Raw genomic sequence first — 11675 nt, forward strand, 5'->3', positions numbered from 1 at the left:
TGTTTTTGTGGATAAGTGAATAACTCAGCGCTATAGAGTTTAGCTAAATGCTTTATTTATAGGGATTAGCAGTCTTTTTATCATACTGTTAACAACTAATGCTAAAGTCAGGAAAGTCAGTATTGGTAACGCCAACCAAATCGAATAATGCAGTGTTGGTGAGAGATCAAAACCAAACTTCATTAAGGCCCCAACCACCAACTCTGCACCTAAGGCCGCGATAATGCCTGCGATAAGAGCCATAAGACCATACTCAGCCCAAATCGTTTGTGTGACTCGTTTCTTACTCGCACCCAGCGTTCGGTAGAGTTGTATTTCCGATTGACGCTGTCCTAGGCTGAGTCTTAACAACGTAAATATCAGCATTACCCCTGCTACAACACCTAACGCTGCAAGGACGGTGATCGACCACACAATCTGAGTGAGCAACTGCTGGATCTTAGCCCCCATACTGCGAATATCCATCAAACTCACTGTCGGATATGAGCGCGAAAGCTGGTTTATTAAGCCGTTATCTTTGTCTTGCAGTCTAAAGCTAACTAAGTAAGTCGCAGGAATATTAACTAACACATCCGGCGTAAAGATAAAGTAGAAGTTCGGTTTCATATCCCGCCACTCCACTTTACGAATCGAATTGACGCGTGCACTGACTTGTTGGCTATTGATAACAAATGTTAAATCATCACCAATTTCTAAACCCAGATCGCTCGCAACATCGGATTCCACAGAGACACCATTACTGTCAGTCCACGCCCCATCTAGCACCTCGTTATACGATGGGATAGCGCTGGCAAAGGTAAAGTTGATCTCTCGCCTTAGAGCATCAGTCCCTTCTCCGCCTTGCGCGTGTTCCTTAGCATCCTCACCATTAATTTCTGCTAAGCGCCCACGGATAATTGGGTAATCGTTGGAGCGCGCTATCCCGTTTTGATCGAGTGCTGACAAATACGCGTCTCGTTCATAAGGCGCAATATTGAGTGCAAACGCATTCGGTGCATCTGCAGGTAACGTTCGTTTCCAGTCAGTAAGAAGATCGGTTCTGACTAACCACATTACCGCCAATAACATCAAGGAAAGTGCCAACGCGCCAAACTGTATTCCTGTCGCGACCGTCGATCGGTTAATACGGCTAAGCGCGAGTTTAACAGCAGGTTTAAGGGGCATTTTTGCAATTGAACGGGTAATCAATAAACTTAAAACAGCAAGGACAAAAAACAGTACGAGCATGCCACCCAAAACAATCCAAACCATGGTGTTTTGATAATACGCAACAAGCATTGGCAGTAAAGGAACCACCACCAGCCAACGATAGGATTTACCACTCTCATAGTCCGAAGAAGACTGCATAACGTTTGCCGCACTCACATTCAATAGACCAAGAAGCGGGATACCCAAAGCGGGGACAGCGATCAATACGCTTGTCATAATCGCTATGACTGCTGGGCTTATACCGTAAGTGGGAAGTGGATTAGGCAACAAATCAACCAGTGGTATTCGTAGCACGACCTCCAGCCCTATCCCAATCGCAACACCAAAAACCGCCGCTACGCCCAACAAGATAAGCACTTGAATTGATAGCCATCGCCCAATCCAAGCACGGCTCGCACCCAAGCTTTTCAGCATCGCGATGGTCTTTTTTCGGGTACTAACATAATGCTGGCAAGTTAACACCAGTGTCGTTGCGGCCATAATTACAACAATGGCAACCGTCAAAGATAAATACTGCCCTGTTCGCTGGAATACTTCGTTTGTTCTGCTTGCGCTGTTTTGGTCTCGCCATCGCTCACTCGGTGTAAGCGTCACTTGCTCCTTTACTGCGTTAATCGCCGTATCCTCACCGTTGATAAACAAGGCGAAACGAACCCGACTACCTAACTGTACTGCCCCTGTTTTTTCAAGGTCTGATTCGTGGATAAACGCCGACGGAATTTGACGAAAAGGATTGAAGCTCAGTCCAGGCTCTTCAACGATACGACCTGAAACGATAAAATCCGCATCACCCAGTGTGACGCTGTCACCCACCTTCACGTCTAATTGAGCAAATAGACGTTCATCCAGCCAAAGCTCACCAGGGTTTACATGCGTCACGGTGTCGCTGCCATTAGAAAGCAGCAGTTCACCACGCAAGGGGTATTGGCTATCAATCGAGTTGACCATAACGAGCTTCATTGACGTGTCGCTAAATGCCATGGTCGCAAAGCGAGTTTGCTTAGAAGTAACTAACCCCTGCTGCTCGGTTGCTATGATCAAAGACTCGGGAATTGGATTTGAAGATATAAAAACGGTATCCGCCGTCAGCGCGTCTTTTCCCTGTTTGACGACGACTTGCTCCATTCTTTCTGCCAACGCGGTTAACGCGAAAATACACGCAATGATTAATGTCAAAGCAATGGAAACTGGCCACAACTGTCCGTGTCTGATTTCACTTAAGCTCCATCTAAATAGACGCTTATTGAGGGAAGAAGCTGTCTTCATATTCATCACTGCTCCTCTAATCTTCCTGCATGCATACTGATTCGGCGGTCACAAAGCTCTGCAAGCTGCATATCGTGGGTAACCAGAATCAATGTCGTGCCATGCTGCTTATTTAAATCAAACAGCAATTCAACGACTTTTTCTGCCGTGTGCTGATCTAAGTTTCCCGTTGGCTCGTCAGCAAACAATATTTTGGGTTGGATCATAAAGGCTCGGGCCAAAGCGACGCGTTGTTGCTCACCACCGGATAACTGCGCTGGTGAGTGCTCCATACGATGCTCCAGACCAACGGCTTTCAGCAATGATTTTGCACGTTCGATATCTTCGTCATCGCCTTTGAGTAAACAAGGCAGCGTCACATTATCCAATGCACTTAAACTTGGAATCAGCAAAAAGCTTTGAAAGACAAATCCGACAAACTCACTACGGATAGCCGCGCGCTCTTCATCACCCAGCGCGGTTAACTCCTTTCCTAAAAGCTCAATTTGTCCGCCGCTTGGCGTATCCAAGCCAGCTAACAAAGTCATCAAGGTCGACTTCCCTGCCCCAGAGCTGCCGACAATAGCGACACTCTCTCCGCTTTTGATATCAAGGTTTATCTCTTCAAGGATTGTTAATTGCTCTTGTTTAGTAGAGACTACTTTGGACACAGAGTTTGCTTTAATCACGGATGTTTGCATGTTTCGTTTACTTTCCCTTGCCATTATTGTTGTTTTTGCTTTCCCAGTTAACGCGAGTAAATTGTTGATTCTGGGTGATAGTCTTAGTGCAGGCTACCAAATGCCTATCGAAAAAGCATGGCCAACTTTATTACCGGATGTGTTATCACAAAAAGGTAAAGCCGTTAATGTTATTAATGCCAGTATTTCAGGCGACACGACTGGTAACGGAATCGCGCGCTTACCCCAATTGCTGACACAGCACCAACCGGACTATGTGCTCATTGAACTGGGTGCAAACGATGGTCTTCGTGGCTTTCCGCCAGCACTGATTCAAAACAATCTTGTACAACTGATCGATATGGTTCGCGTCTCTAATTCTACGCCAATTCTTATGCAGATTAGAGTGTTACCCAACTACGGTAAACGTTACACCGAAGCATTTGCCGCGCTTTATCCGACTGTGGCAACACAAAGCAACGTCCCTCTTCTTCCCTTTTTCCTGGAAGGCGTGATCTCCAAACCCGATTGGATGATGGATGACGGACTTCATCCAAGGTCCGAAGCTCAGCCTTGGATTGCAGAATTTGTTGCTAATGAACTAATTAATCACCTCTAATTGGTCTAGCTCAATAAAATTTACTCAGTTTTACGTTAACTTGTTCCAATCCCTTGAAGTAAAGGACTGAAACATGATTATTGAGCCTGTTATCAACGGCGTAGTCGCACGTACGGCACATCCTCTAGGTTGTGAAGAATCGGTACTTAGACAAATTAACTACGTAAAGCACGCAAAGCCTATCACTCTAGGACCTAAACGCGTTCTTATCATTGGAGGCTCGTCGGGCTTTGGATTAGCTGCCAGAATTGCTCTAGCATTTGGCGGCTCTAAAAGTGACACAATCAGCGTTTCTTTTGAGCGAGGCCCATCAGAAAAAGGCGTTGGCACAGCGGGCTACTACAACAATATTTTCTTTAAAAAGTACGCAGAAGCAGAAGGTCGGATAGCAGTAAATATTCACGGTGACGCTTTTTCCAAAGAATGCAAGGCAGAAGTGGTTGAAGCTATTGAGACTTACTTCGAAGGTGAAGTAGATTTAGTTATCTACAGCGTTGCTGCGGGTGTTCGTCCGAACTCTGAAACTGGAGAAATGCTGCGCACCGCAATAAAGCCAACTGGAGAATCTGTTTCAGGAGCGATCATTTCACTCGAAGATGATACTTGGCATGAAGTGACACTCACACCAGCAACAGAGCAAGAATCTGAAGACACGATCAAAATTATGGGTGGCGAAGACTGGGAAAACTGGGTCGATGCGCTCATCAACGTTGAATCTATCGCAAACGGATGTAAAACCATTGCTTTTTCTTATGTTGGTCCAGAGATAACCCACCCTATTTATTTAGATGGCACTCTCGGGCGCGCAAAGATCGACTTACATCAAACCAGTCACTCACTTAATTTAAAACTGGCTAACTTTGGTGGCGGTGCGTATGCGACGGTTTGTAAAGCATTAGTGACGAAAGCCAGCGTGTTTATACCTGGGTTAAGCCCCTATTTGATCGCGCTATACAAAGTAATGAAAGCGCAAGGCAAACACGAAGGCTGTATAGAGCAAATGCAGCGCCTGTTTAGTGATAAGTTGTACGGCAATCAACGTATTCCAGTCGACTTCGAACGCCTAATTCGCATGGACGATTGGGAACTTGATGCCTCTACCCAACAAGAAGTCTCTGCATTGCTGGATCAGATGAACAGCGACAACTTTAAACAACTTGGGGATTATCAAGGTTTCAAGAAAGCATTCATGCAACTCAATGGTTTTGGTTACGAGTCCATCGATTACACTCAGCCCTTCAATCTCGAAGATTTTATACCTGAAGAATCAGATTAGCACTTGGGATCAGACACACATCAAAAAAGCCCTTATTCACGTGAGGGCTTCTCATTAGTTGGACATTAGACGTATTTGGCACCACAACCATGTGAGTCGATAGGATAAGTTAATTCAAACGTAGCTATATTAGTAATGTGTCGGGATTGCGCTGGATAATATAAACGCTATGTAGGGATTACGTATGTCAAAACTGAACACTGCCGATATCTGTATTCCACACGAAATGCTTGATAGTTGGCAGATCATTGCGAACCTATTGGCAGAGACAGTGTCTGTGCCTGCTGCATTGATCATGCGTATTCACGAAGAACACATTGAAGTCTTTACCGCCAATAACAATGTGGCTCATCCCTACCACCCTGGAGAGAAAGAACCGCTTAATCAAAGGTTATACTGTGAAACAGTCATAGAGACGGGTCAAAAACTCCACATCCCCAATGCAATCATCGACCCAGAATGGAAAAATAACCCCGACGCTGAGTTGGGCTTTATAGCCTATTACGGATTGCCGATCTATTGGCCAAATGGTGAGCCTTTTGGCACGATCTGTGTCTTGGACAAAAAAGAAAATCATTTCTTACAGACCTATCAAGTACTGTTAGAGTCTTTCCGCGACACCATAGAAGCGCAGTTGAAAACACTGTATCAAAACAAGCGTTTGCAACAGTTAAATACCGCACTCAAGTCGAGAATTCAAACACGTACACAAGATCTTGTTGAACTGAACTACTCACTTAACATTGAAATGGACAAACGGCGCGCTGCTGAGCAGAAAATTGTTTTTCAGCAGAACCATGATTTGGCCACGGGGTTTTTAAATCGGGCTGCCCTCGAAAGCGAATCCAAAATACTGCTAAGAAGTACGACAGACCAAAATGAGAAACACGTTGCGCTCTTGCATGTGGGATTTGCGAATGGCCGGCGCATTCAGTCAAAATATGGTTATAGCGCTTGGGATGAGGTACTGATTGAATACCGGCAAAGACTCGGAGATTTAAGCGCATACGACATTGTCACTGCCAGACCCACCTCCACTGACCTCGCCTTTCTTCTGTATTCCAACAACCTTGATGAAGACATTCAGCAGCTTTGCGATCACTTAGTGGAAACCAGCCACTCCGAATTTTCAGTTGAAGGTGAGCAACTCCACCTACACAGTTTTATTGGTATCGCGACCTCTAAAGACACCATCAGTAGCAGTAAACTATCAAAGTTCGCCTTTGAAGCCATGCTTTCTTGCAAAGACTCGGGACATAAATTTAGCTTCTACTCACAAGATTTATCAGACATCCACAAGCACCTCAACCAGTTAGAAAGTTACCTTTTACAAGCAATAAGAAACGATGATCTGCTGCTCTATTTCCAGCCTAAAGTTTCGCCTGTTACGCACAAATGGATCGGTGCAGAAGCCTTACTCCGTTGGAGACACCCCGTTTTAGGCGATATTTCTAACGAACCGCTTATTCACCTTGCAGAACAAAATGGACTTATCTTTGAACTGGGTAATTTTGTCCTGCGCTCTGCTATTGAAAAAGCCAGTGAGTGGGTAGGAAAAGTCGATAACTTTAAACTGGGTGTAAACATTTCGGCAGTGCAACTCCAAAGCCCTCACTTTGTCGACCAAGTACAAAACCTTCTGACCACTTATCAGTTGCCCGCTCAATTTCTAGAGCTGGAAGTGACAGAAACGGGGCTAATTGCCGATGAACAAATCGCACAAAAGACATTAACCTCGTTAAGCCAACTTGGCGTGACATTGTCACTAGATGACTTCGGAACTGGCTATGCCTCTTTTAATTACCTCAAAAAATTTCCCTTCGACGCAATTAAAGTCGACAAAAGCTTTATTAATCAGCTGGAAGATAATGAGGAAGATCAGGAAATCGTTCGCTCCATCATCAATATCGCGAAAAAACTTGGCTACAGAGTGACAGCAGAAGGTGTAGAGACACAAAAGCATGAAGCATTCATCGTCGCAGAAGGTTGCGATGCTGGGCAAGGTTACTTATATGGCAAGCCCATGCCCTGTGATGAATTTGAAGCCAGTTTAATGCTTAAACGCACTGATGTTTAAATGATAAGCCGATTAGCTGTTGTTGAGCTCGCATAACCGCTACAGTTAGGTATATAATTCCGCCCTTTATTTTATCTGGCTTGTGAAGGTCTTATGGATCAGTTAACCGCAACACTTAAGAAAATCGAAAAACAAAACTATCGTGCTTATCAACAAATCAAAGGTCAGTACGACTTCAGCGATTACACGTTTTATATTGACTACGTACAAGCCGACCCATACGCCTCCGCTTCTCGTGTTCGTGCTGTAAGACCATGGTCGGTAACAGGCCTAGACTGGCTGAGAACAAAATCTGAAGCTTACCAAATCGCAGCGCGTGATTTTATCGCTCGCCGCTTCGCGGAACTTTCGAAACAAGAAGGCAGCTTGAGTATCGCATTAACAGGTCAGGCTGTAATGGATAACACCGCTGTTCTGTTCACAGAAGAAGGTATCGAGCTACGTTTTAGAGTGAGCTTGCCTGCTGAGGGACGCTCCGTTCTAGGAAAAAAAACCGACAACCTTCTTACGTTTTATTTGCCTAAATTCATTCGCCGCGCAACATTAGAGCGCGAGTTAGATAAAGACGCATTGATCCATCACTGTGAAGTTGTGGAAGACCAAGAGTACATGCGTTCACAACTCGATCAACTCGGCTTATTGGCCTTTGTGGGTAACGGCTCTATCCTACCTCGTATTGCGGGTAACTGTGACCTACCGATGAAAGAAGCCGTTTCGTTTAACGCCCCAGCGTCATTGGAAGTAACCATCAACACGCCAAACCAAGGGCCAGTGACAGGCTTAGGGATTCGTAAGGGGATCACGCTGATTGTCGGCGGTGGTTTCCATGGTAAGTCAACGCTGCTCAATGCAATAGAACGCTCTATCTACAACCATATTCCAGGTGATGGTCGAGAGCATATTGTAACGAACCACAATTCGATGAAGATTCGTGCGGAAGATGGTCGCAGCGTTCACAACTTGAACCTGTCTAACTACATTAACCATTTGCCTATGGGTAAGAATACGGCGGACTTTTCTACCCAGGATGCGTCTGGCTCAACCTCACAAGCGGCTTGGCTTCAAGAGTCAATCGAAGCGGGTGCAACTGGGCTACTCATCGACGAAGATACTTCGGCAACCAACTTCATGATTCGTGATGAGAGAATGCAAGCACTTGTCAGTAAAGGCGATGAACCGATTACCCCGTTGGTGGATCGTATTGGGCAACTTCGCGATGAGTTAGAGATTTCTACGGTTATCGTTATGGGTGGTTCGGGTGACTACCTAGATGTGGCGGACACGGTTATCCAGATGCACGACTACCAAGCGGTTGATGTTTCTGAAAAAGCCAAAGAGGTGATTCTTCAGCACCCTACTGAGCGCCATAATGAGAGCGAATCACCACTTGAAACATTCAGACCTCGCGCGTTGAACCGCGCCGCTCTGCAAAAAATTCTTGCTGATGGTAAATTCAGAGTATCAGCAAAAGGGGTCGACTCGCTAAGATTCGGTAAAGAGTTCACGGACTTGAGCGCACTTGAGCAATTAGAATCCAGCTCCGAGGTCAATGCAATTGGCTGGTTGTGGTTCCAATTAGCCCAACTTCCAGGTTGGTCTTCTAACCCAGCGAAAGAGATCGAGCAGATGCTTGAAGGTGACTGGTCAAAACAAATGCCAAACCAAGGTGATCTTGCTAAACCTAGAACACTGGATGCGATGGCAGCATTAAATAGAATGCGCAAGTCTCAATTTAAAGCATCAAACTAATCGCTTAATAAATCATCATGGATAAAAGCGTCACATTGTGGCGCTTTTCTTCAAACATCAATGCTTTAAACATCACATCAACAGTGGAATACGACTGTCCTCTCCACGCTCGCGTCAGAGTTAGATGGTTGAAGAGTTAACTCTCAGTACATTCCATGCTTCGCACAAAAGACGAAATTGCTCGCTGTCGCCGCCTTCTCTGTCGGGATGCCACCTAAGCGCAAGCTTTCGCCATTTTCTCCGAATCTCTATAGCGCACGCGTTTTCTGGTAACTCAAACAAATTTAACGCTTGAGCCCTGTCGAGATCAGTATGCTTTCTTGAGCCGACAAAATCCTGATAACGGTTCCAAAAATCGTTCAGTAGCCGTTTTACCTCTCCCTCATCCGCCTCATAGTTATTCCAATCGAGGTAGTAATCTCTTAACGGATCTTGGTGGTCAATTTGATTAGTATACGAATGGCCACTTGCAAACAGGACAATATCCATCGCTTGGACTTGAAGCCAATTGTCTGGGTAGAGTGTTTCCTGCAACTGATAAAGCGCGTTCATAATGAGAAAATTACGCTTAAACAGATCTTTTTCAGCAGAGCGGTCCAGATCAAGGATAAACCCCAACTCACTTAGGTGGGAGGATAACGTATGCACTTTCCATCCTGATGGTACTTTGCGTAGTACCTCAAGTACCGGCCACAGTAACGGATTTTCCATGTACTGCTGATATTGTTCAGTAATTTCCTGACTCATGCGCTCCCCTAGTTCCAATCCACTTCAAATACTAAACTAGCCGAGTAAGAACCTGATACCTATAAAAAAGGCCAGCATTTGCTGACCTTCTAACACTTTCTATTGCGCTTAGATTACGCCTAATTCACGTAAGCGTTCCATTAGGTAGCTATCCGCTGTGTAACGTTCTGATAGCACAACTTCAGGCTTGGGATGCAAGAACAGAGGCAGAGAAATTCGAGACTGCTCCTGACGCTCACCTGTAGGGTTAATAACGCGGTGAGTGGTTGACGGGAAGTAACCACCAGACGCTTCTTGAAGCATATCACCGATGTTGATGATCAAGTTGCCAAAGTCACAAGGCACATCAATCCAATTTCCGTCTTTACCTTTCACCTGCAAACCAGGTTCATTCGCCGCTGGCAGAACAGTCAGCAGGTTGATGTCTTCATGCGCTGCCGCACGAATCGCGCCTGGTTCTTCATCACCCGTCATTGGTGGGTAATGCAGGATACGTAGTAACGTTTTTTGACTGCCGTTTATCATTTCTGACAGCGCAATAGAGAACTTTTGCTGAACTTCTTTCGGAGCGTAAGCCTCAACCCAGCCAAGTAACTCTTCTGCAAACGCGTTCGCGCGATCATAGTAATCTAGGATTTGCTCTTTCAATTCTTCTGGGATTTGTCCCCAAGGGTAAACGTGAAAATACTCTTTAATATCTTTAACAGAATGTCCCTTAGCAACTTCAGAGATTGTTGGTGGGAAGTAGCCATCCTGAGTATCTACATTGAAAGTAAACTCGTTTTTTCTCTCTGACATAAAAAACTTGTACCAATTTTCATAAATTGACTCTACAAGCTCTTTTGGAATAGGGTGATTTTTAAGCACGCCAAAGCCCGTTTCACGTAATGATGTAACAAATAGCTCGGCTGCATTGTCTGCAAGGTAATCGACAGTTTCCAGTTTCATGACTTTACTTTGAATAGTTATAAATTCGTTCGCAAATTCTATGTGCGATGCGTACCCAAATCAAACTTTCATGTAACGAAATTGCACGTTTGTTGCTTAAATGTGCGATACAAAAACGTTTCAACACATTTTGTTATCTCTTTTCATTGCCCTAACACAAAGATAATTGAACAGTGTTTTATTAAGTGGCATGATAAATAGGCTGAAACTAAGGAACTCTATAATAATGCCCAACTCTAAGTCTCCGTTACTTACATCGCTTACTGCGCTCTACATGGCTGTATTTATATTTTCAGCCATTGAACCAGCTTCTCGTGCTGTTTGGGTTGCTGAAATTATTCCAGCAGTAGGAATACTGTCTGTCATTTGGTGGATTTCTTGCTCTTACCGCTTTTCAAACACCGCTTATACTTTGATGTTCATTTGGCTAATACTGCACACCGTTGGGGCGAAATACACCTTTGCAGAAGTGCCGTTTGATTGGTTCAACCAACTGATAGGCTCTGAAAGGAACAATTTTGATCGTGTGGCTCACTTCTCAATAGGGTTGTATGCCTACCCAGTGGCAGAGTATTTAATTCGAAATAAAGTCGCAAAGCCCGCGTTAAGTGTTCCGTTTGCGTTATTCGCGCTTATGGCATTGGCAGCAGGATATGAAATCATTGAATGGTGGTATGCTGCCCTCGCCGGTGGTAACGAAGGCATCGCATTTTTAGGATCACAAGGTGATATTTGGGATGCGCAGCAAGATATGCTTATGGATACGTTAGGCGCGATAACGTCGCTGACCCTGCTGGTATCTCAGCGAAGTGTGTTTTCCTCTAACCATGTCAAATAAGGGTTAAAACCCTCAGCAAATGGGACCTGAACAACTTGTGGAGTTTCGTAATCATGATTCTCCACAATCACGGCCTCCAGTTCTGCATAACATGCTCTGGTTGATTTCATAATCAGCAATGTTTCATTATCGCAGCACACTTCGCCTTTCCATAAGTAATGGCTTTGAATTGGCATTGTCTGAATGCACGCCGCAAGCTTTTTAGACAATACGCTATCAATGATCTTCTTAGTATTCGCCTCATCATTTGTTGTGGTGAGGGTAATACAATATTGTCCTGTCATGAT

The 11675-nt window shown here is 44.8% G+C and carries 10 protein-coding genes; 5 read left to right on the top strand and 5 right to left on the bottom strand.

The features are described from left to right. Positions 1–39: 39 nt before the first annotated feature. Both NP165_RS13580 and NP165_RS13585 read right to left on the bottom strand, forming a co-directional pair. A complete protein-coding gene (locus NP165_RS13580) occupies positions 40–2481 on the bottom strand; it encodes an ABC transporter permease (RefSeq protein WP_257086266.1) in 2442 nt (813 codons plus the stop codon). Further along, positions 2481–3155, bottom strand: a complete 675-nt coding sequence (locus tag NP165_RS13585; protein WP_257086267.1) for an ABC transporter ATP-binding protein — start codon at positions 3153–3155, stop codon at positions 2481–2483. Before NP165_RS13585 ends, NP165_RS13580 begins: the two co-directional genes overlap by 1 nt. Here NP165_RS13585 and NP165_RS13590 point away from each other — a divergent pair. The 4 genes from NP165_RS13590 to NP165_RS13605 all read left to right on the top strand — a co-directional run bounded on the left by NP165_RS13590 (position 3154) and on the right by NP165_RS13605 (position 8855). Further along, positions 3154–3753 carry an arylesterase gene (locus tag NP165_RS13590; RefSeq protein WP_257086268.1) on the top strand — a complete coding sequence of 200 codons (600 nt, stop codon included), beginning with the start codon at positions 3154–3156 and terminating at the stop codon, positions 3751–3753. The genes NP165_RS13585 and NP165_RS13590 overlap by 2 nt on opposite strands. A 73-nt stretch (positions 3754–3826) precedes the next feature. Beyond that, positions 3827–5029, top strand: coding sequence for an enoyl-ACP reductase FabV (gene fabV, locus NP165_RS13595; protein WP_257086269.1), 1203 nt, complete (start codon positions 3827–3829; stop codon positions 5027–5029). A gap of 184 nt (positions 5030–5213) precedes the next feature. Continuing rightward, on the top strand, positions 5214–7106 hold the full coding sequence (locus NP165_RS13600) for a sensor domain-containing phosphodiesterase (RefSeq protein ID WP_257086270.1): 1893 nt from the start codon (positions 5214–5216) through the stop codon (positions 7104–7106). Positions 7107–7199: 93 nt separating this feature from the next. Next, positions 7200–8855, top strand: coding sequence for an ABC-ATPase domain-containing protein (locus NP165_RS13605; protein ID WP_257086271.1), 1656 nt, complete (start codon positions 7200–7202; stop codon positions 8853–8855). 120 nt (positions 8856–8975) lie between these two features. Here NP165_RS13605 and NP165_RS13610 read toward each other — a convergent pair whose 3' ends face one another. Both NP165_RS13610 and NP165_RS13615 read right to left on the bottom strand, forming a co-directional pair. Continuing rightward, on the bottom strand, positions 8976–9602 hold the full coding sequence (locus tag NP165_RS13610; RefSeq protein ID WP_257086272.1) for a DNA-J related domain-containing protein: 627 nt from the start codon (positions 9600–9602) through the stop codon (positions 8976–8978). A gap of 108 nt (positions 9603–9710) precedes the next feature. After that, the gene (locus NP165_RS13615; protein ID WP_257086273.1) at positions 9711–10550 is read right to left on the bottom strand and encodes an isopenicillin N synthase family dioxygenase; all 840 of its coding nucleotides are present in this window, start codon (positions 10548–10550) and stop codon (positions 9711–9713) included. A gap of 226 nt (positions 10551–10776) precedes the next feature. Here NP165_RS13615 and NP165_RS13620 point away from each other — a divergent pair, with 226 nt between their 5' ends. After that, positions 10777–11388 carry a DUF2238 domain-containing protein gene (locus tag NP165_RS13620; protein WP_257086274.1) on the top strand — a complete coding sequence of 204 codons (612 nt, stop codon included), beginning with the start codon at positions 10777–10779 and terminating at the stop codon, positions 11386–11388. Here the strand turns inward: NP165_RS13620 and cutA are convergent. Then, positions 11352–11672: a divalent-cation tolerance protein CutA gene (cutA, locus tag NP165_RS13625; RefSeq protein WP_257086275.1), complete on the bottom strand. Its 321-nt coding sequence runs from the start codon at positions 11670–11672 to the stop codon at positions 11352–11354. The genes NP165_RS13620 and cutA overlap by 37 nt on opposite strands. Positions 11673–11675: the final 3 nt, after the last annotated feature.

Source organism: Vibrio japonicus (assembly GCF_024582835.1).
In the GTDB taxonomy this organism is placed as follows: Bacteria; Pseudomonadota; Gammaproteobacteria; order Enterobacterales; family Vibrionaceae; genus Vibrio; species Vibrio japonicus.

Excerpts from the sequence above, each read along its gene's own strand:
- NP165_RS13580 (WP_257086266.1), bottom strand. The coding sequence starts at position 2,481 with ATGAATATGAAGACAGCTTCTTCCCTCAATAAGCGTCTATTTAGATGG.
- NP165_RS13590 (WP_257086268.1), top strand. The coding sequence starts at position 3,154 with ATGTTTCGTTTACTTTCCCTTGCCATTATTGTTGTTTTTGCTTTCCCA.
- NP165_RS13585 (WP_257086267.1), bottom strand. The coding sequence starts at position 3,155 with ATGCAAACATCCGTGATTAAAGCAAACTCTGTGTCCAAAGTAGTCTCT.
- fabV (WP_257086269.1), top strand. The coding sequence starts at position 3,827 with ATGATTATTGAGCCTGTTATCAACGGCGTAGTCGCACGTACGGCACAT.
- NP165_RS13600 (WP_257086270.1), top strand. The coding sequence starts at position 5,214 with ATGTCAAAACTGAACACTGCCGATATCTGTATTCCACACGAAATGCTT.
- NP165_RS13605 (WP_257086271.1), top strand. The coding sequence starts at position 7,200 with ATGGATCAGTTAACCGCAACACTTAAGAAAATCGAAAAACAAAACTAT.
- NP165_RS13610 (WP_257086272.1), bottom strand. The coding sequence starts at position 9,602 with ATGAGTCAGGAAATTACTGAACAATATCAGCAGTACATGGAAAATCCG.
- NP165_RS13615 (WP_257086273.1), bottom strand. The coding sequence starts at position 10,550 with ATGAAACTGGAAACTGTCGATTACCTTGCAGACAATGCAGCCGAGCTA.
- NP165_RS13620 (WP_257086274.1), top strand. The coding sequence starts at position 10,777 with ATGCCCAACTCTAAGTCTCCGTTACTTACATCGCTTACTGCGCTCTAC.
- cutA (WP_257086275.1), bottom strand. The coding sequence starts at position 11,672 with ATGACAGGACAATATTGTATTACCCTCACCACAACAAATGATGAGGCG.